Raw genomic sequence first — 23,823 nt, 5'->3', positions numbered from 1 at the left:
CCGGCGGTATCGAAGATGATGCTTATTCCTCTTTGCGCCGCGCCCCCTTGCTCAGCGCTCAATGTCTCAGCAGGCATAACGTAAGGTTAAACGCTGACCTTCTTCATGCTGCGCACGGCTGCGTAAAGCGCTGGGTGATGAATGTGTCATCTTCCTGAAGGATAAGTTGTTTTTAATCCTGTATTTCCTGATCAGGCAGGATATGATCCGGCGCGCTGTGGTCAGCGTAGTCCGCCTTGTTTCACATCAAATCTGACTCTTTGCCAACGCCGTTTTTTCAAAAAACCGACATACTTACGGTGCGCTGACAGATATCCTTAATTCCTTCAAATTTTTACCCGCAGGGACGACTACAATTCGTGGTTTGCAGGCTAACGTTTACGCCCGCGTCCTGGAACGATATCGCTGGAGAGCAACAATAACAATGAACAACCGACATCCTGGAATGAAAAAAGGCCTGATTTTAGCGATGGTTATTGCCGCTGCTGCAGGCGGTTACTACTGGTGGAAGCATCCAGCCCAACCCGCAGGCAACGAAACATCCAGCCAGTCAGAACACGGCAAAAGAGGCAACGGTGGACATAAACCGCTTGCGCCCGTGCAGGCTGCCAGCGCTGTAACAGAAAGTGTGCCGCAATACCTTAGCGGTTTGGGTACGGTGACCGCAGCCAATACCGTCACGGTACGCAGCCGGGTAGATGGTAACCTGGTGGCCATCCATTTCACGGAAGGCCACCAGGTCAAAGCCGGCGATCTGCTGGCAGAGATCGATCCGCGTCCCTATCAGGTCGCCCTGATGCAGGCTCAAGGCCAGCTGGCGCGCGATCAGGCTACGCTTGCGAACGCCCGCCGTGATTTAGCCCGTTACCAGAAGCTGGCGAAAACCTCGCTGGTATCCCAGCAGGATCTGGATACGCAAAACGCGCTGGTCAGTGAAACCCTGGGCACGATTAAGGCCGACGAAGGCAGCGTTGCCAGCGCACAGCTGAACCTGACTTACAGCCGAATTACGTCCCCGATTGCGGGTCGCGTCGGCCTGAAGCAGGTTGATATTGGCAACTACATCACCAGCGGTGATACCAATGGTCTGGTGGTGATTACTCAGACGCATCCGGTGGATGTCGTCTTTAGCGTCGCCGAAAACAATATCAGCCAGATCATGCAGGCGCAGAAAAGTGGCGAACCGTTGCTGGTGGAAGCCTGGGACCGCAGCAATCAACACCTGATTGCGCGCGGAACACTGCTCAGCCTGGATAACCAGATCGACGTCACGACAGGCACCATAAAAATCAAAGCGCGTTTTGATAATCAGGATGACCTGCTTTTCCCTAATCAGTTCGTCAACGCCCGGCTGAAGGTGAATACGTTGCAGGATGCCGTCGTGATTCCGGTAGCCGCGTTACAGATGGGCAACGAAGGCCACTTTGTCTGGGTGATTAACAGCGAAGATAAGGTGAGTAAGAAAACCGTGACCGCCGGTTTCCAGGACAGTCAGAAAGTGGTCATCAATGCCGGACTGAGCGCGGGCGACCGCGTGGTAACGGATGGCCTTGACCGCCTGACAGAGGGGGCAAAAGTGGAAGTGGTTGCAGCACAGAGCAGTGCAACTAAACAGAGCCGCGCCAGCTTGCCATCCAAAGGAGAGTCAGAGTAATGCAGGTTATGCCTCCTGACCGCAGCGGAGGACCGTCACGCCAGTTTATTCTGCGCCCGGTCGCGACGACGTTACTGATGATTGCTATTCTGCTGGCGGGGATTCTGGGTTACCGCTTTTTGCCGGTGTCAGCGTTACCCGAAGTGGACTATCCGACCATTCAGGTTGTTACCCTGTATCCCGGTGCCAGTCCGGATGTGGTGACGTCGTCGATTACAGCGCCTCTTGAACGTCAGTTCGGTCAGATGTCCGGTCTTAAGCAGATGGCCTCGCAAAGTTCTGGCGGCGCCTCGGTGGTGACGCTGCAGTTCCAGCTCTCGCTGCCGCTCGATGTCGCAGAACAGGAAGTGCAGGCGGCGATTAACTCTGCCTCTAACCTGCTGCCCAGCGATTTGCCGAATCCGCCGGTTTACAGCAAAGTTAACCCGGCGGATCCGCCCATCATGACGCTCGCCGTCACCACCACCAGCATGCCCTTAACCCAGGTACAGGACATGGTGGAAACACGCGTCGCGCAGAAAATTTCCCAGGTGACCGGCGTTGGCCTGGTCACGTTGACCGGCGGCCAGCGTCCCGCGGTGCGCGTTAAGATGAACACCCAGGCATTAGCCTCTATGGGCCTGACCAGCGAAATGGTGCGTACGGCGATCACCAACGCCAACGTAAATTCCGCGAAAGGCAGTCTTGATGGTCCGACCCGCTCGGTTACGCTGTCAGCCAACGATCAGATGAAATCGGTCGAGGATTACCGCCAGCTGATCGTCAGTTATAAAAATGGCGCGCCAGTGCGGCTGGCCGATGTAGCTACGATTGAACAGGGTGCCGAAAACAGCTGGCTGGGTGCCTGGTCTAACCGTGACCCCGCCATCGTACTGAATGTGCAGCGCCAGCCGGGTGCCAATATTATTGCAACCGCCGACAATATTCGCGCCATGCTGCCCGGGCTGATTGCCAGCCTGCCCAAATCCGTCGATGTCAAACTGGTCACCGATCGCACCACCAATATCCGCGCGTCCGTCACCGATACGCAGCATGAGCTGATGCTGGCAATGGCGCTCGTGGTGATGATCATCTACCTGTTCTTGCGTAATGTGCCCGCGACCATCATTCCGGCCGTGGCTGTTCCGCTGTCGCTTATTGGCACCTTTGCGGCAATGTATTTCCTGGGCTTTTCCATCAATAATCTGACGCTGATGGCGCTGACCATCGCCACAGGCTTTGTGGTGGACGATGCCATCGTGGTGATTGAGAATATCTCGCGCTATATCGAAAAAGGGGAAAAGCCGATGACAGCGGCCCTGAAAGGGGCAGGCGAAATTGGCTTTACCATTATTTCGTTAACGTTTTCACTGATTGCGGTATTGATTCCGCTGCTGTTCATGGGCGACGTGATTGGTCGCCTGTTTCGCGAATTTGCGGTGACGCTGGCGGTGGCAATTCTGATCTCAGCGGTGGTCTCGCTCACCCTGACGCCGATGATGTGTGCCCGCATGCTCAGCGCCGAGTCACTGCGTAAGCAGAACCGCTTTTCCCGTGCCAGCGAAGCGATGTTCGATCGCATCATTGCCGTTTATGGTCGTGGGCTGCGCCGGGTGCTGAATCACCCCTGGCTGACGCTGTCCGTGGCGCTCGGCACGTTGCTGCTGACGGTTTTGCTGTGGATGGCCATTCCGAAAGGTTTCTTTCCGCAGCAGGACAACGGCATTATCCAGGGAACGCTGGAGGCACCGCAGTCGGTATCCTACGCCAGTATGGCGGAGCGGACACGCGATGTTGCCTCTGTGATTATGAAAGATCCGGCTGTGCAGAGTCTGACCTCATTCGTGGGCGTGGATGGCACCAATCCGTCACTCAACAGTGCCCGGTTGCAGATTAACCTCAAACCGCTGGATATGCGCAGCGAGCGTATTCCGGAGATTCAGCAGCGGCTGCAAGCGCAGATCAGCAAAATTCCTGGCGTCACCTTGTGGTTGCAGGCGGTGCAGGACCTGACAATTGATACCCAGGCCAGCCGTACGCCGTATCAGTTTACTCTGCAGTCCGGTTCGCTGGATTCGCTCAGCACCTGGGTCCCTGCCCTGCTTAACGCCCTGCAGAAACACCCTGCGCTACGTGACGTCAGCAGTGACTGGCAGGACCAGGGGCTGGAAGCCTATATCAAAGTGGACCGCGACAGTGCCAGCCGGCTGGGCATCAGCATGGCGGACGTAGATAACGCGCTGTATGACGCCTTTGGTCAGCGGCTGATCTCCACGATTTATACCCAGGCGAATCAGTACCGCGTGGTGCTGGAACAGGACAACAGCACCATGCCGGGCCTGCAAAGCCTGGACAGTATTCGTCTGAACAGCACTGACGGTGGCAGCGTGCCGTTGAGCGCGATCGCCAGCATTGCCCAGCGCCATGCGCCTTTAACGATTAACCACCTGAGTCAGTTCCCCTCCGCCACATTCTCTTTCAATGTGGCGAAGGGCTATTCGCTGGAAGATGCGACCAAAGCGATCAACCAGGCAGAGACGGAACTGGGGATGCCTTCAGAGGTAATGACGCAGTTCCAGGGCAGCACGCTGGCTTTCGAGGCTGCCCTGACCAGTACCGTCTGGCTGATTGTGGCGGCAGTCGTGGCGATGTATATCGTGCTCGGCGTGCTGTATGAGAGCTTTATCCATCCCATCACCATTCTCTCCACGTTGCCCACGGCGGGCGTCGGTGCGCTGCTGGCGCTGATGATAAGTGGGAATGAGCTGGATATTGTTGCCATCATCGGCATCATTCTGCTCATTGGTATTGTGAAAAAGAACGCCATTATGATGATCGACTTCGCGTTAGCGGCGGAACGTGAACAGGGCATGAAGCCCTATGATGCGATTTATCAGGCCTGCCTGCTGCGTTTCCGACCGATTCTGATGACGACGCTGGCCGCCCTGCTGGGTGCATTACCGCTGATGCTCAGCACTGGCGTGGGTGCAGAGCTGAGGCAGCCGCTGGGGATCGCCATGGTCGGCGGCCTGATTCTGAGCCAGATTCTGACGCTGTTTACCACGCCGGTAATCTACCTGCTGTTTGACCGCCTGGCGCATAACCTGCGTCGTCGCCTGGGTCAGACGGAGGCGCAGCCGTGAAGTTTTTTGCTTTGTTTATTCATCGTCCGGTCGCCACGACGCTACTGACGCTGGCCATTGCGCTGGCGGGCATTCTGGGCTTCCGCCTGCTGCCGGTGGCGCCGCTGCCGCAGGTGGATTTTCCGGTCATTATGGTGTCAGCGTCCCTGCCAGGAGCCTCGCCCGAAACGATGGCGTCTTCGGTCGCCACGCCGCTGGAGCGCTCGCTGGGCCGAATTGCAGGCGTCAGTGAAATGACCTCGACCAGTTCGCTGGGATCGACCCGCATTATTATGGTGTTCGATTTTAATCGTGATATTAACGGCGCGGCACGTGATGTGCAGGCGGCCATTAACGCGGCGCAGAGTCTGCTCCCTACCGGCATGCCGTCGCGTCCGACCTACCGCAAAGCCAACCCGTCTGACGCGCCGATCATGATTATGACGCTGACGTCAGATCTGTACACGCCAGCCCAGCTTTATGATTATGCGTCGACACAGCTGGCACAGAAGCTGTCGCAGATTAATGGCGTGGGCGATGTCACCGTGGGCGGCAGCTCGCTGCCCGCAGTGCGCGTGGCGCTCAATCCGCAGGCGTTATTTAATCAGGGCGTGTCGCTGGATGCGGTGCGTCAGACCATCGCTAACGCTAACCAGCGCCGTCCGCAGGGCGCGCTGGAAGACGGGCAACAGCGCTGGCAGTTACGGACCAACGATGCATTACAAACTGCCCGGGAATACCAGCCGCTGATCGTGCAATACAACAACGGCGCGGCAGTACGGTTGTCCGATGTCGCCACCGTTGAGGACTCCGTGCAGGATGTGCGCAACGCCGGTATGTCGCGGGGCAAACCGGCCGTTTTGCTGGTGATTCGCAAAACGGCGGATGCGAACGTGATTGAGACGGTTGATCGTATTCGCGCTGAACTGCCCGAACTGCACGAAATCATCCCGACGGCGATCGATCTGCAGATTGCCCAGGATCGCTCACCCACCATCCGCGCGTCGCTCGAAGAAGTGGAGCAGTCGCTTATTATCGCCGTTGGCCTGGTCATTCTGGTGGTGTTTGTTTTCCTGCGCTCAGGTCGCGCCACGCTGATTCCGGCGGCAGCCGTGCCGGTCTCGCTGATTGGCACCTTTGCCGCCATGTATTTGTGCGGCTTTAGCCTGAACAATCTGTCGTTGATGGCGCTGACCATCGCCACCGGCTTTGTCGTGGACGATGCCATTGTGGTGCTGGAAAACATTGCCCGTCATGTTGAATCGGGCATGAAACCGCTGGCCGCCGCGCTCAAAGGCGTGCGTGAAGTGGGCTTTACGGTGCTGTCGATGAGCCTGTCGCTGATCGCGGTCTTCCTGCCGCTGCTGATGACAGGCGGACTGATTGGCCGCTTCTTCGCAGAGTTTTCCATCACCCTGTCGGTTGCTATTCTGATCTCGCTGTTTGTGTCCATCACGCTGACGCCCATGATGTGTGCTTACCTGCTGAAACCCCATGCGCCGCGCAGTCAGCCGCGGCGACGGGGCATTGGCCGCCTGCTGCTGGCGGTACAACAGGGTTATGCCCGCTCTCTGAACGTCGTGCTGAACCATGCGCGCTGGGTCATCCTGTTGCTCGTGGGCACTGTCGCCCTGACGGTGTGGCTGTTCATCAGTATTCCTAAAACCTTTTTGCCCGAGCAGGATACCGGCCGCCTGTCCGGTTTTATTTCTGCCGACCAAAGCATTTCGTTTCAGGCGATGCGCGGTAAGTTGCAGGACTTCATGAAAATCGTGGGGGCCGATCCGGATGTCTCAAGCGTGGTGGGCTTTACCGGCGGCATGCGCACCAATATGGGCCTGATGTTTATCTCCCTGAAACCCTTGTCCGAACGCAAAGATAATGCACAGGCGGTGATTGCCCGCCTGCGTACCAAGCTGGCAAAGGAGCCCGGTGCCAACCTGTATCTTAATGCGGTGCAGGATATCCGGGTGGGCGGTCGCGAAGCCAACGCCAGCTATCAGTATTCTCTGTTAACAGACGATCTGGCTGCGCTGCGCACCTGGGAACCGAAAATTCGTCAGGCCTTTACCGCCCTGCCGGAACTGGCCGACGTTAACTCCGATCAGCAGGATCAGGGCAGCGAAATGGCCCTGACGTATGACCGGGCCAGCATGGCGCGGCTGGGCATTAATGTTTCCGAAGCGAATGCGTTGCTCAACGATGCGTTTGGTCAGCGTCAGATTTCCACCATCTATCAGCCGCTGAACCAGTACAAGGTCGTCATGGAAGTGGATCCGCGCTATACCCAGGACATCAGTTCACTGGATCAGATGTTTGTGATTAACAGCGACGGCAAACCCATCCCGCTTTCCTGGTTCGCCAAATGGCAACCGGCCAACGCGCCGCTGTCGGTTAATCATCAGGGCTTGTCTGCCGCGTCAACCCTCTCCTTTAACCTGCCAGAAGGTGTGTCGCTGTCCCAGGCATCCGAGGCGATCGATCGCACTATGACGGCGCTTGGCGTACCGTCCAGCGTGCGCGGCAGCTTTGCCGGCACCGCACAGGCGTTCCAGCAATCGCAAAGCAGTCAACTCTGGTTGATGCTGGCTGCGGTTGCGGCAGTTTATATCGTGCTGGGGATTCTCTACGAAAGCTATGTGCACCCGTTGACCATTCTTTCGACGCTGCCGTCTGCGGGCGTCGGTGCCCTGCTGGCGCTGGAGCTGTTTGATACGCCGTTCAGCCTGATTGCCTTGATCGGGATTCTGTTGTTGATCGGGATAGTAAAAAAGAACGCCATCATGATGGTCGACTTTGCGCTTGACGCAGAACGCAACGGCAACCTGAGCGCCCGCGAGGCGATTTTCCAGGCCTGCCTGTTACGCTTCCGCCCTATCCTGATGACCACGCTGGCGGCCCTGTTTGGCGCGTTACCGCTGGTGCTGACCAGCGGAGACGGCGCCGAGCTGCGTCAGCCGTTGGGCATCACCATTGCCGGCGGCTTGATCATGAGCCAGCTCCTCACGCTGTATACCACGCCGGTGGTGTACTTAATGATGGACAAACTGCGACGTAAAACGCGCACCCAGAGGATGAATGCCACTCAGCATTAAGGGGTAAATATCATGCAGAGCGTCACGTTCCGCTGGCAGTTGTGGATTGTTGCCTTTGGTTTTTTTATGCAGACGCTGGACACCACCATCGTCAACACGGCGATCCCGTCCATGGCGCACGATCTGGGCGTGAGCCCACTGCATATGCATTCGGTGATTGTGGCCTATGTGCTCACGGTGGCGGTGACGCTGCCGCTGAGCGGCTGGCTGGCGGACCGGTTTGGCGTGAGAAATATCTTTTTTAGCGCGATTGTGCTGTTCAGCGTGGGATCGCTGTTGTGCGGCCTGTCAGGCACGCTGAATCAGCTTATCATGGCGCGTGTGATTCAGGGGATTGGCGGGGCCATGATGGTGCCGGTAGGACGACTGACGGTAATGCGCATTGTACCGCGTGACCAGTATATGTCTGCGATGACCTTTGTCACCCTGCCCGGCCAGATTGGGCCGCTGCTGGGGCCCGCACTGGGCGGTGTGCTGGTGGAATATGCCAGCTGGCACTGGATTTTCCTGATTAACATCCCGGTCGGCATCATCGGTGCCGTCGCCACGTTGAAGTTACTGCCGAACTACGCGATGCCGCCGCGACGCTTTGATTTTGTCGGGTTTGTCCTGCTGGCCGCCGGAATGGCTACGTTAACGCTGGCGCTTGACGGTCAACGCAGTAGCGGCGGCTCTGCCTTGTTACTGGCCGCGATGATCCTCATCGGCACCGGCTCTCTTCTGTTTTATCTGCTGCATGCGCGCCAAAACGACAGTGCGCTGTTCAGCCTGAAGCTGTTCGACAACCGCATTTTCTCTATTGGCTTACTCGGTAGTCTGACTGGCCGCATCGGCAGCGGCATGTTGCCCTTTATGACGCCGCTGTTCTTGCAAATCGGCATGGGCTTCAGCCCGTTTCATGCAGGCTTGATGATGATTGCCATGGTGCTGGGCAATATGGGCATGAAGCGTGTGGTTGTCAGCATTGTTAACCTGTTTGGCTATCGCAACGTGCTGGTGGGTTCAACAATAGGCCTGGCGCTGGTGGTCTTGCTGTTTCCACTGGTGGCGATGCTCGGCTGGACAGTCATGCTGCCGCTGGTGCTGTTTCTGCAAGGCATGGTGAATGCGATTCGCTTCTCTTCGATGAACACGCTGACGCTCAAGGATCTACCCGATGACCTGGCCTCCAGCGGCAACAGCCTGTTATCGATGATCATGCAGCTCTCAATGAGTATTGGCGTAACCGTGGCGGGCCTGCTGCTGGGCGCGTTTGGTCATGCAACGTCCGGGGAACAGGGTTTAAGCCATCAGGCGTTTATCTGTGTTTATCTCTGTATGGCGCTGATCATTATTCTGCCTGCGCTGGTGTTCTGGCGGGTTCCGAAAGAGATGAGTAAAAGCGTCGATCTGCGACGTCGGAGAAGTGAATGAGATCGTTCCTGCATTTTGGCATCGGTGCCAAATTATTCATGGCCATATTCTCCACCTGCATGCTGGTCCTGATTACCATGCACTGGGGCGTCCGGCTCAGCTTTGAACATGGCTTTGTCGACTATATTAAACGCGGGAATGAACAGCGGCTGAATTTGCTGGGTGCGGCGCTGGCCGATCAGTATGAACAGCATGGCGACTGGGATTTTCTGCGTAATAACGACCGGCTGATCTTCTCGATGCTGCGCTCGCTGGAGCAAAACCCGGACAGCAGTAACCAGTTACCGCCTCACGGCTGGCGCACCCAGTTCTGGGTACTCGATCAGCACTACAAAGTGATGGTCGGCCCGCGCTCACAGGTTCCCCCGGAAGGGATACGTCACGATATTACGCTCAGTAACGGTAAAGTCGTGGGCTGGATCATCAGCTCGCCGCCAGAGCGCCTGACGCGCAGCACCGATATCAATTTTGATCAGCAGCAGCGACGAACCAGCTGGTATATCGTGGGCCTCTCTACTCTGCTTGCCGCCCTGGTCACCTGGCTGATGGCGCGGGGCTTGCTGGCACCGGTGAAAAGACTGGTAGACGGTACGCATCATCTGGCGGCGGGGAACTTAGCCACACGGGTTAAGGTTGACAGCCAGGACGAACTGGGCCAGCTGGCCCATGACTTTAACCTGCTGGCCAGTTCGCTGGAGAAAAATGAAAGTATGCGTCGGGCCTTTATGGCCGACATCTCGCATGAACTGCGCACGCCACTGGCGATTTTGCGCGGTGAGCTGGAAGCCATGCAGGATGGTGTACGTAAACTCACGCCAGACGCGATTACCTCTCTGCAAAGCGAAGTGGCGCTGCTGACCAAGCTGGTGGATGATCTGCACCAGCTTTCGCTCTCTGACGTCGGCGCACTGGCCTATCGCAAGCAGGCCACCGATTTGGTGCAGCTTATTGAGATCAGCGCAGGCAATTTTACCGAGCGCTACCGCAGCCATGATTTAACCCTGAAGCTCGACATGCCGGATGACGCGCCGTTTTTTGGCGATCCTGACCGGCTGATGCAGTTGTTTATTAACCTGCTGGAAAACAGCCTGCGTTACACCGATGCCGGCGGCGAAGTCCGGGTGCGGCTCTGGTATGACGCGCCCTACTGGCACGTCACCGTAGAGGACAGCGCGCCCGGCGTGGAAGGCGATCAACAGGCACAAATATTTGAGCGTTTTTTCCGCACAGAAGGTTCGCGCAATCGCGCCAGCGGCGGCTCTGGCCTGGGGCTGGCCATCTGTAAAAACATTGTTGATGCCCACGGTGGCAGCATCAGCGCCTCGCATGCGGATTTAGGTGGGCTGAAAATCGCGCTACAATTGCGTTATGTTCCTCCCGTTTAGAAGATTATGAACCAGGAAAACACTTACCCGCTAATCCTTGTGGTTGAAGATGAACCCAAGCTGGCACAGCTGATGATTGATTACCTTGAGGCCTCTAACTATCGCACGCATCATCTGGCGCACGGCAACGCGGTACTGGACTACGTTAAACAGACGCCGCCCGATCTTATCCTGCTGGATTTGATGCTGCCGGGGAAAGATGGGCTGACGCTGTGCCGTGAGATTCGCCGTGATTCCGACTTGCCGATTATTATGGTGACCGCGCGCACGGAAGAAATCGATCGCCTGCTGGGCCTGGAGATTGGTGCGGATGACTATATCTGCAAGCCATTCAGCCCACGCGAAGTGGTAGCGCGGGTCAAAACCATTTTGCGCCGGGTGAAGCGATCTCCCGAAGAAGCGCCCGTCGCGTCTTTGCTGAAAGTTCATGAAAGCCGCTTTCAGGCCAGCTGGCGTGATGAGCCGCTGGATTTAACGCCCGCTGAATTTCGTCTGCTGAAAACGCTGTCCCTTGAACCGGGAAAAGTCTTCTCCCGTGAACAGTTGTTAAACCATCTCTACGACGATTACCGGGTTGTCACCGACCGAACCATTGACAGCCATATCAAGAACCTGCGCAGAAAACTGGAAAGCCTGGACAGCGAACAACCCTTTATCCGCGCGGTATATGGCATGGGCTATCGCTGGGAAGCCGATGTCTGCCAGTTGATTTAGATTGACCCAGATCAATTTACTTCCGTTTTCACCCTGCCTACAATTCCGCACCTTTTGCAGGGTTTCCCCCTGCACATGTCGCCCAGGCGACATGCTGACCTGACATCAGTGAGCACATCATGAAACCCGAATTACTTTCCCCCGCCGGAACGCTGAAAAACATGCGTTACGCGTTTGCCTATGGGGCCGATGCCGTCTATGCCGGCCAGCCGCGCTACAGCCTACGGGTACGCAATAACGAATTCAGCCATGAAAACCTGGCGAAAGGCATTAACGAAGCCCACGCGCTGGGTAAAAAGTTTTATGTGGTGGTGAACATCGCCCCGCATAACGCCAAGCTGAAAACCTTTATTCGCGATTTAACGCCGGTAATTGAGATGCAGCCCGACGCGTTAATCATGTCCGATCCTGGCCTGATCATGCTGGTGCGCGAGGCGTTTCCGGCCATGCCCATCCACTTATCTGTGCAGGCTAACGCCGTAAACTGGGCAACGGTGAAATTCTGGCAGCAAATGGGCTTAAGTCGGGTGATTTTATCCCGCGAGCTGTCGCTGGAGGAGATCGCCGATATTCGCGAGCAGGTGCCGGACATGGAGCTGGAAGTATTTGTGCACGGCGCACTGTGTATGGCGTACTCCGGGCGCTGTCTGCTGTCGGGCTACATGAATAAACGCGATCCTAACCAGGGAACCTGCACCAACGCCTGCCGCTGGGAATATCAGTTGCAGGAAGCCAGACAAGATGACGTCGGCAACATTGTTGAAATTCATCAGCCGGTCAGCGTACAGGACGTGACGCCTACATTGGGCATTGGGCAACCCAGCGACAAGGTGTTTTTGCTGGAGGAGAAAATGAAACCCGGCGAAATGATGAGCGCCTTTGAAGATGAACACGGCACCTACATCATGAACTCGAAAGATCTGCGTGCCGTGGCGCACGTCGAGCGCCTGAGCCAGATGGGCGTTCACTCGCTGAAAATCGAAGGTCGCACCAAATCCTATTATTACTGCGCCCGCACCGCACAGGTTTATCGCAAAGCCATTGACGATGCGGCGGCAGGTAAACCGTTTGATTCTGCCCTGCTGGAAACCCTGGAAGGCCTGGCGCATCGCGGCTATACCGAAGGTTTTTTGCGTCGTCACACCCACGACAGCTACCAGAATTACCAGACCGGCTACTCTGTCTCAGAGCGCCAGCAGTTCGTCGGGGAGTTTAGCGGTGAACAGCGCGAGGGCTGGGCGGAAGTACGGGTAAAGAATAAATTTGTTCTGCATGACAGCCTGGAGATCATGACGCCGTCCGGTAACCTGATCTGCACCCTTGATGCCCTGCAAAACAGCCGTGGAGAACCGACAGAGGTGGCCCCGGGAGACGGGCATCGCGTCTGGATGAAAGTGCCGCCGGAGGTAGATCTGCGGTTTGCCTTGCTGCTGCGTAACTTTGCGCCAGGCCAGAACACTCAGGATCCGCATGCCGCTCACGCCACGGCCTGACAAAATTTGACAAAAGCAAGAACAGGATCACAGACGGCTCGGTTTTACTGAACTATAGTGCTGCCTGCTACCAATGAGTAACAATTATCAGCAGCAGTAACTGGATCCACCTCATTCACCCGCCCGGCTCCCCCGTGCGGGTTTTCTTTTTTCTCCCTTTCGCCAATCATTTTTCTCTTCCGGCTATGCTATAACCACTAACTACGCTTTCGATCTCCAAGGAACAGATAATGGACAAACAATCGCTTACGCTGCTAATCCTGAATGGTAAAGGCGCAGGCAATGACGATCTCCGTGAAGCGATCACGAAGCTGCGCGCCGAGGGCTTTAACATAGCCGTGCGCGTGACGTATGAAAAAGGAGACGGTGAGCGTTACGTGGAAGAAGCCCTTGAACTGCAGGCGGAAACCGTGGTGGCGGGCGGCGGTGACGGCACCGTCAACGAAATCGCTACCGCACTGGCGTCGGTCAACGCGGATGAGCGCCCGGTTCTGGGGATTCTGCCGCTGGGCACAGCGAACGATTTTGCCACCAGCGTCGGCATTCCTGAAGAGATTGAGCACGCCTTGCGCCTGGCTATCCAGGGTAAAGCCTGTGATATCGACCTCGCCCGCGTTAACCAGCATCACTATTTTATTAATATGGCGACCGGAGGATTTGGCACGCGCATTACGACCGAGACGCCGGAAAAACTCAAATCCGCGCTGGGCGGCGTGTCCTATTTTATTCATGGGTTGATGCGCATGGACACGCTAAAACCGGACAGTTGTGAAATTACCGGGCCCGGTTTTAACTGGCAGGGCGATGCGCTGGTCATCGGCATCGGCAACGGTCGTCAGGCCGGAGGCGGTCAGCGTTTATGCCCGTCGGCGTTGATTAACGATGGCCTGCTGGACGTCAGCATTGTTACCGCGCAGGAGTTGCTGCCTACCCTGCTGCATTCCCTGACCGGCGATGAAGAGAATCCCGGCATTATTTCCACTCGCTTATCGTCCCTGACGATTCGCTCACCGCATGAAATGACCTTTAACCTGGATGGCGAACCGCTGACAGGCCAGTCATTTACCATCGATATCATGCCGGGCGCGTTAAGCTGCCGCCTGCCGCCGCAGTGTGCCCTGCTGAGTTAATTCTCACGGGAGCCCTGGCTCCCGGCCTTAATGTAAACAGTTCGTGATTACATTCACAATTCCGCTACTTCAACTTGTATGGTAGTAGCGGGACGCGTAATTTTTCATCCTTAATGCCAGTATATGGCCTGCCGTCCGTCTGCCACAAGGATGCTTTATGCTACACATCGATCACCTTCCTGCGGATGTTCATCTGTCCGCCTATGACCGTCGCCAGCTTAAAACCCGTATAGTGCATATCGGCTTTGGTGCCTTTCATCGCGCCCATCAGGCCTTGTGCACGGATAAACTGGCCGAACAGGGTAGCGACTGGGGAATCTGCGAGGTTAACCTTAACAGCGGCGAGCTGATTCAGGCACTCCGCCAGCAGGACTTTCTCTATACGTTGACCGAAAAAAGTGACGACGCCGTGAAAACCCGGGTCATTGGGGTGGTTACCGCGGCACTGCACGGCAAAACGGACGGCATTGATGCCGTGATTACGGCCCTGTGCCAGCCGGACGTGGCGATTGTGTCGATGACCGTGACGGAAAAAGGCTATTGTCACCTGCCCGCCAGCGGCAATCTCGATCTGCAACATGCGGATATCGTGCATGACCTGGCGCACCCCGCAGAGCCCCGCTCGCTGCCCGGATTGATTGTCGCCGCCATCCGCCGTCGACGCGATCTGGGTTTAGCGCCTTTCAGCGTGATGTCCTGCGATAACATGCCTGAAAATGGCCACGTCACACGGAATGTGGTGACGCAGCTCGCCCGGCAGCATGATGCGTCGCTGGCGGACTATATTCAGCACAACATCACCTTTCCCTCCACCATGGTAGATCGCATTGTTCCGGCGATGAATGAGGCCGCCTTTGACGCGTTACGTGCCCGTATTGGTTCGTCCGATCCGGTGGCCGTTGAGGCTGAACCCTTCTTTCAGTGGGTGATTGAAGACCATTTTGTCAGTGGCCGACCTGACTGGGACAAGGCCGGTGCCGAACTGGTGGAGGATGTGCTGCCGTTTGAGCAAATGAAGTTGCGCATGCTCAATGGCAGCCACTCCTTTCTGGCGTACCTTGGTTACCTTGCGGGTTATGAACACATCAGCGATTGTATGGCTGACGACGCGTTCCGGACGGCCGCACGTGCGCTGATGGTTAACGAACAGGCGCCGACGTTAACCACGCAGGGGGTGGATTTACCGGCTTACGCCGACGCCTTAATCGCTCGCTTTGCCAACCGCGCTATCAGACACCGTACCTACCAGATTGCAACCGATGGCACCCAGAAACTGCCACAACGCTTTCTTGACAGCGTGCGCTGGCATCTCGCTAACGGCACACCCTGCCCGCTGCTGTTGCTGGGCATTGCCGCCTGGATGCGCTATGTCGCTGCGGTCGATGAAAAAGGCGAACCTATAGCGATCCGCGACCCACTTAAAGCGCAGCTGGCCACCTGTGTGGCAGAAAGCGCGGAAGGTCAGGAGCGGGTGCGGGCCTTACTGGGCCTGAAAACCGTTTTCGGCGAGGATCTGGCGGATAATACAGCCTTCGTTGACGCGCTCTCCGCCTGCTATATACAGTTAACGAAAGTGGGGGCACGGGCGGCCGTGCAACAGGCCATCGCACAGGGCTAAGGCGTTTTAACGCGCTGGCGAAATCGGGTTAATGTTAACAGGGACAGAACATGACGCTTTCCTACACCATCACGACAAGTGAACCGGTCAATCAGCAGATTTACCGTTATCTACGCAAAGATATCGTCACCTGCGTCATTCAGCCGGGCGCTTTGCTGTCGGAAAAAGAGGTTTCCGCCCGTTTTCATCTCTCTCGCCAGCCGGTACGTGAGGCGTTCATTAAGCTGGCAGAAGCCGGTCTGGTACAAATCCTTCCACAGCGCGGCACATTTGTGCGTAAGATTTCAGCGAAGCAGGTTGAAGATGGACGCTTTATCCGGGAAGCGGTAGAACTGGCCGTGATACGCCGCGCAGCGCGGGAAACAAGCCAGCGCGGACTGATGGCGCTGGAGCATAATCTGCAGCTCCAGCGCATCACTGCCGCCCGGGGCGACAGCCAGATGTTTCTCAGCCTGGACGATGAATTCCATCGTCTGATTGCGGAGAGTATCGACTGTATGCTGGCATGGGAAACCATTGAAAACATCAAGGCGACGATGGACCGGGTGCGCTATCTCACCCTGAATCAGGTCGCGCCCGCTGAAACGCTGATCGAACAACATGAAGCCGTTTTTGCCGCCCTGAAAGCGCGCGATGCGGACCAGGCAGAAACCGCCCTGCGTCACCATCTGCAGGCAATGATGTTTTCGCTCGCGCCCGTGATCAGGCAAAACCGTGACTGGTTCGAGGCTGAGTAGCGCGCCGTACAATCGCTGAGCGAAGCCGTTACCACCACTGATGAAAATGATGCACAGGTCCAGTCCCGTGGCCCACCTCCAGCGAATCGGCTGCCAGCAGGGCCTGTTGTAGCCAGGTTTTGGCTTCATTAACCGTCTCCGCCCAGTCACTGTGCCGTGGACGCAGGGCCGCCAGCGCAGCAGACAGCGTACAACCGGTACCGTGCGTATGGCGCGTCTTCACCCGAGGCGTGCTGAACCGTTGCCGCCCCGCTGGCGTGATCAGCCAGTCAGGACTTTCGCCATGATCCAGATGTCCGCCCTTAATCAGCACGGCCTGACAACCCAGCGCCAGAAGGGCATCGCCCTGCGTCAGCATCTCGTTCTCATTGCTGGCCATACGGCATTCGAGCAGCGCGGCGGCTTCGGGCAGATTAGGTGTGATCAGTGACACCTGTGGCAACAGGCGCTCGCGGACACAGGCAATGGCATCAGGACTCAGTAAGGCATCGCCGCTCTTGGCCACCATCACCGTGTCCAGCACCACGAACGGGATTGCCCGGCGCTGCAAGCCAACCGCCACCCGCTCCACGATCGCCGCGTCGGACAGCATGCCAATTTTTGCACTGTCGATGCGCACGTCATCAAGAACGGAATCCAGCTGCGCGCTGACAAAATCAGGATCAATACGGTACACCGACTGTACGCCACAGGTATTTTGCGCCACCAGGGCCGTAATCACGCTGGTGCCGTAAGCGCCCAGTGCGGAGAAGGTTTTCAGGTCGGCCTGAATCCCGGCACCGCCGCTGGGATCGGTACCGGCAATCGTTAAAGCATTGATGCGTTTCACAGGGCGGCCTCCAGTGTCCAGAGCGCGTCCAGAAACGCCGGTGCAAAGCTGCCCGGCCCGGTTGATGCCTGTGCGGCTTTCTCTCCGGCCAGTGCCATCACCCGACAGGCGCTGGCGATATTCACCAGTCTGTCACCCGGCAGGCTGGCAAAGGCGGCGACGACCGCAGACAGCGCACAGCCGGTGCCGACCACCCGCGTCATTAAGGGCGATCCGCCGACGATCGACAGGGTACGCATTCCGTCGGTGGCATAATCCACCTCGCCAGTGACCACCACACAGGTCTGATACTCACGCGCCAGTTGTTGGGCGGCCAGCAGGGCGCTTTCGGCGGCGTGCAGACTGTCCACGCCACGTCCGCCGTCAGCCTGCTGGGCCAGCGCCAGAATCTCGGAAGCATTGCCGCGAATCACGGCAGGCGACTGCATCAGCACCTGCTGGCAAAACCGGGTACGCAACGTCAGTGCGCCCACCGCTACCGGGTCCAGCGTCCAGGGCGTGCCTGCCAGATTAGCCGCCTCGATTGCCGCGGCCATGGCCTGCTGGCGTTCGTGCGTTAATGTGCCGACATTGATTAACAGTGCATCCGCGATACCGCTGAACTGCGGCGCTTCCTCGCGATCGATGACCATGGCAGGTGACGCGTTCAGAGCAAGCAGGACATTAGCCGTGAGCATTTGCACCACATCATTGGTCATGCAGTGCACGAGCGGTGACTGACGGCGAAACTGTTGCAGGATGGGCGCGCATTGCGCATCAGAAAGATGGTGCGGTTGATGTGTCATCAGAACTCCCAACCGGCGGACAAGAAGGCGAATGCGGTCAGGCATCAGACTTCCCTACGCTGGCATTATCCAGATCAGGTAATACGGGTTTTTCTCAGCCTTCACAAAGAAGGGCACCCCGAGTCGTGTTACGCAAAGAAGAATAAGTAAGCCCCTAAATTTAAGCAAGGTGCTTATTCTTTTTTCAACCTGGCGGGCAAGACTTTTACATGATCCCGATCAACTCCCCACCGCACGAAAAAAGGCTTAATGCTGCGGGCTTAAAATTTGCACGTCAGAGCAGTAAAGGTATTTACGCGAGTAAATTATATCCTTCACCATTATCAGAATGCCCAGCAATAACAAACACCTGCCTACAACATCGCAACAATAAATCTTCATATCACGTAGTTAAAAATTACCAGAACACTTCATACTTGACAGGAAGCATGATGCGATTTTTAGCGCTTATCCCTCATCGTCACCGATGGACTGACATCACCATTACCCGTCAGGGTGCCCTTTCTCCTTCTGGCCGACACTATTATTCCACTTATCTTTCTGCCCGTTGTCAGCGTTGCGATGCGGTTATCCATCGGGTGTATTATCGCGATATCAGTGATGACCAGGCGCGCCGCTGGCTGGGGTAAATTCGCGGGTCGGGTACACGTTTTGCCAGGTTACGCGGCCGACGCAATTTGGTAGTCTTGCCCTTACTGAGTCACTGGACTGCTTACGCTTATGCCCTTCCTGCTGGATACATTAGGACACCAGATTTACCTGTCAGCCCCGCTGTTTATTCTTATTTTCCTGGGTTATTGCCTGACGAAATGGGGCAAATGGCCGCTGAGCATCAGCGAAGGCATGAACCGGTTTGTCTTTAACGTTGCCCTGCCCTGCATGCTGTTTCGCATCATGAGTGACTTTTACAACAGTCCCGCAGTCGATGTGCGCCTGCTTCTGGCATTCTTTGGCAGTTGTCTGCTGGTGTTTATCGTGGGCCGAATCCTTGCCTCGCGTCTGTTTCATCTGGATGGCGTGGCCGGTTCGGTCTTTGCCCTGGGCGGAGTCTTTTCAAATAACGTTATGCTGGGTATTCCGGTCGCTACCGTCCTGCTGGGCCCCGGTGCCTTGCCATCGGTTGCGCTGGTGCTGGTGTTTAACAGTCTGATCCTCTGGACATTACTCACCGTCTCGGTGGAATGGTCGAAACAGGGCAGTTTTTCCCTTCAGGGCTTTAAGCGCACCTTGATTAGCGTGCTCAGAAATCCGTTAATTATTGGCATCTTATCAGGCACCGCCTGGAGCCTGTTGCAGCGGCCGCTTCCCGCCATCGCCGCTGAACCGCTGCGCATGCTGGCGTCCATCGCCGCACCCTTATCGTTGGTCACTCTCGGCATGAGCCTGGCGCACTACCGGGTGCGGGAAGGCCTGAAAGAGAGTTACACGATTTGTGCGTTGAAACTGATTCTGCAGCCGCTGTGTGTCTGGGCGATCGCCTGGCTGACGGGTCTGCCTGCGCTGGAAAGTAAAGTGGTGGTGCTGCTGGGGTCGATGGCGGTCGGTGTGAATGTTTACCTGATGTCGCAGAAATTTAACGTGATTACCGGCCCCACGGCCGCCAGTATGCTGCTTTCCACCCTTTTTGCCGCGATAACCACGCCGCTGTGGATGATGTTAATGACGCTGGCCGGATACTAAGAAGCCCTGTAACACAGGTTACAGGGCTGGCTTTTGCACCGAAATTAGTGTGCAGGTTGGGTGCGAATCAGGTAATCAAAAGCGCTCAGCGAGGCTTTTGCCCCTTCACCGCTGGCAATGATAATTTGCTTGTAAGGCACCGTGGTGCAGTCGCCTGCTGCGAAAACGCCTTTCAGGCTGGTTTCGCATTTTGCATCGATGATGATTTCACCCATCTTGTTGCGCTCAACCGCCCCTTCCAGCCAGGTGGTGTTAGGGAGCAGGCCAATCTGAACAAAAATGCCTGACAGCGCCAGTTCATGGGTTGTCTGGTTGGTGCGATCCAGATATTGCAGGCCGGTAACTTTGCTGCCGTCGCCTTTCACTTCGGTGGTTTGTGCATTCAGGATCACATCCACGTTTTTCAGGCTGCGCAGTTTGTCCTGCAGCACTTTGTCTGCACGCATTTCGCTGGCAAATTCCAGCAATGTGACGTGTTCAACGATACCAGCCAGATCGATAGCCGCTTCCACGCCGGAGTTACCGCCACCGATGACGGCAGTGCGTTTACCTTTGAACAGCGGACCGTCACAGTGCGGGCAATAGGTCACACCTTTAGTACGGTACTGCTCTTCCCCCGGCACGCCCATGTTGCGCCAGCGCGCGCCGGTCGCCAGGATGATGCTACGGGATTTCAGTACGGCACCTGACGCCGTTTCAATGGCGTGCAGGCCGCCTTTCGCCGCAGACGGAATCAGTTTAATCGCGCTCTGACTGTCAATCACATCAACACTGTAATCGTCAACGTGGGCACGCAGTGCGCCAGCCAGTTTGGCCCCTTCCGTTTTCTGCACGGAAATATAGTTTTCGATATCAACGGTATCCAGTACCTGTCCGCCGAAACGCTCACCCATCAGGGCGGTGCGGATGCCTTTACGGGCAGAATAGATGGCGGCCGCTGCGCCAGCGGGACCGCTGCCAATAATCAGCACATCATAGGCTTCGCGTTTATTCAGCGCTTCTGCTGCGCGCTTGTCAGCATTGGTGTCGACTTTACTGACGATCTCCGCCAGGCTCATGCGGCCCTGACCAAACTCTTTGCCGTTCAGGAAAACCGCCGGCACGCCCATGACATTCCGTTCCTGAATTTCGTTCTGGAACAGGCCACCGTCAATCGCGGTGTGGCTGATGCGTGGGTTCAGGACCGCCATCAGGTTCAGAGCCTGTACCACATCCGGACAGTTGTGGCAGGACAGCGAATAATAGGTTTCGAAATGGAAATCCCCATCCAGCGCCGCAATCTGATCAAGCAGATTTTGTGCTTCTTTGGACGGGTGCCCACCGGTCTGTAACAGCGCCAGCACCAGTGAGGTAAATTCATGACCCAGCGGCGAACCCGCAAAACGTGGGCCGTGATCCGCACCAGGGTTAGTGATTAAAAATGAGGGTTTACGCACCTGACGATCGTTCTCTTCACGAAAGCTGACCTTGTCAGACAGGCTCGCGATATCGACCAACAGATTGCGAATCTCGGTTGATTTTGCGCCATCATCCAGCGTTGCAATCAACTCCACAGGCTTGGTGAGTTTCTCAAGATAAGCTTTGAGCTGCGTTTTTAAATTGGTATCAAGCATAGTGAGTTCCTGGTCAAAAAATCGGGTGCCGAAGCACCCGATGAGAAAATGATCGACGTTGCGATGTGGAAATTAGATTTTGCCAACCAGGTCCAGCGAAGGCGCCAGAGTCGCATCACCTTCTTTCCATTTGGCCGGGCACACTTCACCAGGGTGAGAAGCCACGTACTGCGCCGCTTTCACTTTGCGCAGCAGGTCAGACGCATCACGGCCAATACCTTCAGCGGTGATTTCTACAGCCTGGATAACACCCTGTGGGTCAACGATGAATGTACCACGGTCAGCCAGACCTTCATCTTCGCGCATGATGTCGAAGTTGCGGGTCAGCGCGCCAGTTGGGTCACCGATCATCGCATATTTGATTTTTGCGATGGTGTCAGAAGAGCCGTGCCAGGCTTTGTGGGTAAAGTGGGTATCAGTAGACACTGAGTAGATGTCCACGCCCAGTTTCTGGAACTCTTCATAGTGATCCGCGACGTCGCCCAGTTCGGTTGGGCAAACAAAGGTGAAGTCAGCCGGATAAAAGAAGAAAACACTCCATTTACCTTCAACGTCTTTCTCGGTTACTTCGATAAACTGGCCGTCTTTAAATGCACTGTTTTTGAACGGCTTAATTTTGGTGTTGATAATGGACATGTGATGGCCTCCTTTAAAATATGTGATGCAGCTTACAAATTTTCCGGGCCAACATCTAATAAGCCCTCGTTATCAATAAAATAAACGAAAGCTATCAAACGCCGATCGCGTTGATCGTTAAGGGAAAAAACCGCTTTTCTTACCTTCATTTACCCGCAAAAAGATATATTGCGTGCTTCCAGGCAATAACCCCTGTGCGTTAACTGAAGGCCGTTTGCTGTTTTCCCATAAGGCACCGTCGGGCAGTGTACAAGGAAAGTGATGACATTTGTTCTGCTTTTACTTTTTTGAGAATCCCTGCCAGGGTTGTTAAAAGATGTTTAACGGAGCTTGATGTGCATATTCGATTATTTGCAGAGGCCGACCGTCCTTTCCTGCGGACGTTGTTTCTGGCGGCCCGTCGGCATAACTGGGACTGGATCGCCAACGATGACTGGCAACTGGAAGACTTCGATCAGGTGATACTCGGCGAAACCGTTTTAGTGGCTGAGCTGGACGGGCATCGGGCAGGATTCGCGGGTCTGATGGAAAACGATAATTTCTTACACAGCCTGTATGTGGACCCTGATTATCAGGGGCGCGGCGTGGGCAGTGCACTGCTTGAGGCCGTCCAGTCACGCTTTACATCAACCGGCGCGCTGAAGTGTCTGCAAATGAACAAGGCCGCCCAGACGTTTTACCTGCAACATGGCTGGAAAGTGATTTCCCAGGGTGAAAGCGAGCAAGGCGGCTATCTGTTAATGCATTATCCCCAGGCGTCGCACTATGAGAGCGACGCGCAGAAGGGTTAAAGCGCGCGGAAGGCGATATCGCCGGGAATCACCTCGCCCTGCCAGTAAAGCTGGGCGGCCACACGTCCGGCGAGCTGACGGTACAGCATTGCAAATTCACTGTCCGGCCGACGAATCACCGTTGGCTCGCCATCATCCAGATCTTCACGCAGATGAATATGCAGGGGAAGCTGTGCCAGCAGCCGCGTGCCATAGTCGTCCACCAGCCGTTGCGCTCCGCCGGTACCAAAAATCGGCTCATGGTGACCGCACTGGCTGCAGACGTGGATACTCATGTTCTCCACCACGCCCAGCACCGGGACGTTAACCTTTTCGAACATGACCATGCCTTTGCGTGCATCGATGAGCGCGATGTCCTGTGGCGTAGTGACCACCAGCGCACCGGTGACGGGCACACTCTGCGCGAGCGTTAACTGGATATCTCCGGTTCCTGGCGGCATATCCAGCACCAGATAATCCAGGTCGGGCCACTGGGTTTCGGTAAGTAACTGCATCAGCGCTTTGCTGGCCATAGGGCCGCGCCACACCATCGCGTTATCGTCGGTCACCAGATAGCCGATGGAATTGGTTGCCAGACCATGGGACATGATCGGCGCCATATGGGTGCCGTCAGGCGAGGTCGGGCGCTCTTTTTCACAGCCCAGCATGTTGGGCACGGACGGGCCATAAATATCGGCATCCAGAATACCCACACGTGCGCCTTCGGCCAGCAATGCCAGCGCCATATTAACTGCGGTACTCGATTTGCCCACGCCGCCTTTACCCGAGCTGACCGCGATAATGTTCTTCACGCCGTTAACACCAGGGTGATTTTTCACGCGTTTCAACGTAGCAATCTCGTGACTTAACCGCCAGTCGATGGCCTGCGCGCCGCTCAGACGCAGTAGCTCAGCGCTGGTGTCTGCTTTTAAGGTCTCAAACGCGCTGTGCCAGGCAAAAGGCATCCGCAGTTCAATATGCAACGTCCCATCCAGCAGCGCCACATGATGCAGCGCCTTCAGGGTAATAAGGTTACATTGCAGCGTCGGATGCTCAAAGCTGTTCAGAACGCCGGCCACCACGGCGCGTAAGGCTTCTGGTGTATGTGGTTCCCGGGATTGCGCTGTCATCCCCACTCCTTTTCTGCTGTGCTTATGCTGTTTTTCAACG

18 protein-coding genes and 1 riboswitch are annotated in these 23,823 nt (G+C 56.2%); of the genes, 13 read left to right on the top strand and 5 right to left on the bottom strand.

Going from position 1 to position 23,823, the window contains the following annotated elements; translation table 11 throughout:
- The first annotated feature begins 424 nt into the window (after nucleotides 1-424).
- The 10 genes from RAC60_RS08390 (at nucleotide 425) to RAC60_RS08345 (ending at nucleotide 16,340) form a co-directional block, all read left to right on the top strand.
- Nucleotides 425-1,654 carry an MdtA/MuxA family multidrug efflux RND transporter periplasmic adaptor subunit gene (locus tag RAC60_RS08390; protein WP_375093318.1) on the top strand — a complete coding sequence of 410 codons (1,230 nt, stop codon included), beginning with the start codon at nucleotides 425-427 and terminating at the stop codon, nucleotides 1,652-1,654.
- Entirely contained in the window at nucleotides 1,654-4,776 is a 3,123-nt protein-coding gene (locus tag RAC60_RS08385; RefSeq protein ID WP_375093316.1) for an MdtB/MuxB family multidrug efflux RND transporter permease subunit, read from the top strand. Before RAC60_RS08390 ends, RAC60_RS08385 begins: the two co-directional genes overlap by 1 nt.
- Nucleotides 4,773-7,850 carry a multidrug efflux RND transporter permease subunit MdtC gene (mdtC, locus tag RAC60_RS08380; protein WP_205950525.1) on the top strand — a complete coding sequence of 1,026 codons (3,078 nt, stop codon included), beginning with the start codon at nucleotides 4,773-4,775 and terminating at the stop codon, nucleotides 7,848-7,850. The genes RAC60_RS08385 and mdtC overlap by 4 nt, the downstream gene beginning before the upstream one ends.
- A gap of 12 nt (nucleotides 7,851-7,862) precedes the next feature.
- The gene (gene mdtD, locus RAC60_RS08375) at nucleotides 7,863-9,263 is read left to right on the top strand and encodes a multidrug transporter subunit MdtD (RefSeq protein ID WP_375093314.1); all 1,401 of its coding nucleotides are present in this window, start codon (nucleotides 7,863-7,865) and stop codon (nucleotides 9,261-9,263) included.
- Nucleotides 9,260-10,648: a two-component system sensor histidine kinase BaeS gene (baeS, locus tag RAC60_RS08370; protein WP_006119887.1), complete on the top strand. Its 1,389-nt coding sequence runs from the start codon at nucleotides 9,260-9,262 to the stop codon at nucleotides 10,646-10,648. The genes mdtD and baeS overlap by 4 nt, the downstream gene beginning before the upstream one ends.
- Before the next feature lie 6 nt (nucleotides 10,649-10,654).
- The gene (baeR, locus tag RAC60_RS08365; protein ID WP_033740518.1) at nucleotides 10,655-11,362 is read left to right on the top strand and encodes a two-component system response regulator BaeR; all 708 of its coding nucleotides are present in this window, start codon (nucleotides 10,655-10,657) and stop codon (nucleotides 11,360-11,362) included.
- Between the two features lie 116 nt (nucleotides 11,363-11,478).
- Nucleotides 11,479-12,855, top strand: a complete 1,377-nt coding sequence (gene yegQ, locus RAC60_RS08360) for a tRNA 5-hydroxyuridine modification protein YegQ (RefSeq protein WP_033740520.1) — start codon at nucleotides 11,479-11,481, stop codon at nucleotides 12,853-12,855.
- A gap of 230 nt (nucleotides 12,856-13,085) precedes the next feature.
- Nucleotides 13,086-13,985, top strand: a complete 900-nt coding sequence (gene yegS / locus RAC60_RS08355; protein WP_054633462.1) for a lipid kinase YegS — start codon at nucleotides 13,086-13,088, stop codon at nucleotides 13,983-13,985.
- Between the two features lie 157 nt (nucleotides 13,986-14,142).
- Entirely contained in the window at nucleotides 14,143-15,603 is a 1,461-nt protein-coding gene (locus RAC60_RS08350) for a mannitol dehydrogenase family protein (RefSeq protein WP_375093311.1), read from the top strand.
- A 50-nt stretch (nucleotides 15,604-15,653) separates the two neighbouring features.
- Complete coding sequence (locus RAC60_RS08345; protein WP_039338144.1) at nucleotides 15,654-16,340, top strand: GntR family transcriptional regulator; 687 nt, start codon at nucleotides 15,654-15,656, stop codon at nucleotides 16,338-16,340.
- A 28-nt stretch (nucleotides 16,341-16,368) separates the two neighbouring features.
- Here the strand turns inward: RAC60_RS08345 and thiD are convergent, their stop codons facing one another.
- Nucleotides 16,369-17,169, bottom strand: coding sequence for a bifunctional hydroxymethylpyrimidine kinase/phosphomethylpyrimidine kinase (gene thiD / locus RAC60_RS08340; protein WP_375093310.1), 801 nt, complete (start codon nucleotides 17,167-17,169; stop codon nucleotides 16,369-16,371).
- Entirely contained in the window at nucleotides 17,166-17,954 is a 789-nt protein-coding gene (gene thiM, locus RAC60_RS08335) for a hydroxyethylthiazole kinase (protein ID WP_152607495.1), read from the bottom strand. The genes thiD and thiM overlap by 4 nt, the downstream gene beginning before the upstream one ends.
- A 34-nt stretch (nucleotides 17,955-17,988) precedes the next feature.
- A riboswitch (TPP riboswitch) is annotated at nucleotides 17,989-18,085 on the bottom strand.
- Between the two features lie 300 nt (nucleotides 18,086-18,385).
- Between thiM and RAC60_RS08330 the strand changes: the two genes are divergently transcribed.
- Nucleotides 18,386-18,583 carry a hypothetical protein gene (locus RAC60_RS08330; protein ID WP_006119907.1) on the top strand — a complete coding sequence of 66 codons (198 nt, stop codon included), beginning with the start codon at nucleotides 18,386-18,388 and terminating at the stop codon, nucleotides 18,581-18,583.
- A 91-nt stretch (nucleotides 18,584-18,674) separates the two neighbouring features.
- Complete coding sequence (locus RAC60_RS08325) at nucleotides 18,675-19,634, top strand: AEC family transporter (RefSeq protein ID WP_033740536.1); 960 nt, start codon at nucleotides 18,675-18,677, stop codon at nucleotides 19,632-19,634.
- 44 nt (nucleotides 19,635-19,678) lie between these two features.
- On the opposite strand, the gene ahpF is transcribed toward RAC60_RS08325, so the two are convergent.
- Together ahpF and ahpC are read right to left on the bottom strand one after the other, a co-directional pair.
- Nucleotides 19,679-21,247 carry an alkyl hydroperoxide reductase subunit F gene (gene ahpF / locus RAC60_RS08320; protein WP_039338149.1) on the bottom strand — a complete coding sequence of 523 codons (1,569 nt, stop codon included), beginning with the start codon at nucleotides 21,245-21,247 and terminating at the stop codon, nucleotides 19,679-19,681.
- A 72-nt stretch (nucleotides 21,248-21,319) separates the two neighbouring features.
- A complete protein-coding gene (ahpC, locus tag RAC60_RS08315) occupies nucleotides 21,320-21,883 on the bottom strand; it encodes an alkyl hydroperoxide reductase subunit C (protein ID WP_033740540.1) in 564 nt (187 codons plus the stop codon).
- Nucleotides 21,884-22,218: 335 nt separating this feature from the next.
- On the opposite strand from ahpC, the gene RAC60_RS08310 reads away from it, so the two are divergent.
- Nucleotides 22,219-22,674 (top strand): GNAT family N-acetyltransferase, encoded by a 456-nt coding sequence (locus RAC60_RS08310; protein WP_054633457.1) that lies wholly within the window; start codon nucleotides 22,219-22,221, stop codon nucleotides 22,672-22,674.
- Here the strand turns inward: RAC60_RS08310 and apbC are convergent.
- Nucleotides 22,671-23,783: an iron-sulfur cluster carrier protein ApbC gene (apbC, locus tag RAC60_RS08305; RefSeq protein WP_289367412.1), complete on the bottom strand. Its 1,113-nt coding sequence runs from the start codon at nucleotides 23,781-23,783 to the stop codon at nucleotides 22,671-22,673. The two genes, RAC60_RS08310 and apbC, sit on opposite strands and share 4 nt — an antisense overlap.
- Nucleotides 23,784-23,823 lie beyond the last annotated feature (40 nt).

This window comes from Pantoea sp. BR_17 (assembly GCF_041955125.1).
Taxonomy (GTDB): Bacteria; Pseudomonadota; Gammaproteobacteria; order Enterobacterales; family Enterobacteriaceae; genus Pantoea; species Pantoea stewartii.
The sequence above is the reverse complement of the archived record's forward strand: the minus strand, read 5'-3'. Positions and strand labels throughout refer to the sequence as shown.

Excerpts from the sequence above, each read along its gene's own strand:
- RAC60_RS08390 (WP_375093318.1), top strand. The coding sequence starts at position 425 with ATGAACAACCGACATCCTGGAATGAAAAAAGGCCTGATTTTAGCGATG.
- ahpF (WP_039338149.1), bottom strand. The coding sequence starts at position 21,247 with ATGCTTGATACCAATTTAAAAACGCAGCTCAAAGCTTATCTTGAGAAA.
- RAC60_RS08325 (WP_033740536.1), top strand. The coding sequence starts at position 18,675 with ATGCCCTTCCTGCTGGATACATTAGGACACCAGATTTACCTGTCAGCC.
- RAC60_RS08385 (WP_375093316.1), top strand. The coding sequence starts at position 1,654 with ATGCAGGTTATGCCTCCTGACCGCAGCGGAGGACCGTCACGCCAGTTT.
- RAC60_RS08345 (WP_039338144.1), top strand. The coding sequence starts at position 15,654 with ATGACGCTTTCCTACACCATCACGACAAGTGAACCGGTCAATCAGCAG.
- RAC60_RS08350 (WP_375093311.1), top strand. The coding sequence starts at position 14,143 with ATGCTACACATCGATCACCTTCCTGCGGATGTTCATCTGTCCGCCTAT.
- RAC60_RS08330 (WP_006119907.1), top strand. The coding sequence starts at position 18,386 with ATGCGATTTTTAGCGCTTATCCCTCATCGTCACCGATGGACTGACATC.
- mdtD (WP_375093314.1), top strand. The coding sequence starts at position 7,863 with ATGCAGAGCGTCACGTTCCGCTGGCAGTTGTGGATTGTTGCCTTTGGT.
- thiM (WP_152607495.1), bottom strand. The coding sequence starts at position 17,954 with ATGACACATCAACCGCACCATCTTTCTGATGCGCAATGCGCGCCCATC.
- apbC (WP_289367412.1), bottom strand. The coding sequence starts at position 23,783 with ATGACAGCGCAATCCCGGGAACCACATACACCAGAAGCCTTACGCGCC.
- baeS (WP_006119887.1), top strand. The coding sequence starts at position 9,260 with ATGAGATCGTTCCTGCATTTTGGCATCGGTGCCAAATTATTCATGGCC.
- yegS (WP_054633462.1), top strand. The coding sequence starts at position 13,086 with ATGGACAAACAATCGCTTACGCTGCTAATCCTGAATGGTAAAGGCGCA.
- ahpC (WP_033740540.1), bottom strand. The coding sequence starts at position 21,883 with ATGTCCATTATCAACACCAAAATTAAGCCGTTCAAAAACAGTGCATTT.
- baeR (WP_033740518.1), top strand. The coding sequence starts at position 10,655 with ATGAACCAGGAAAACACTTACCCGCTAATCCTTGTGGTTGAAGATGAA.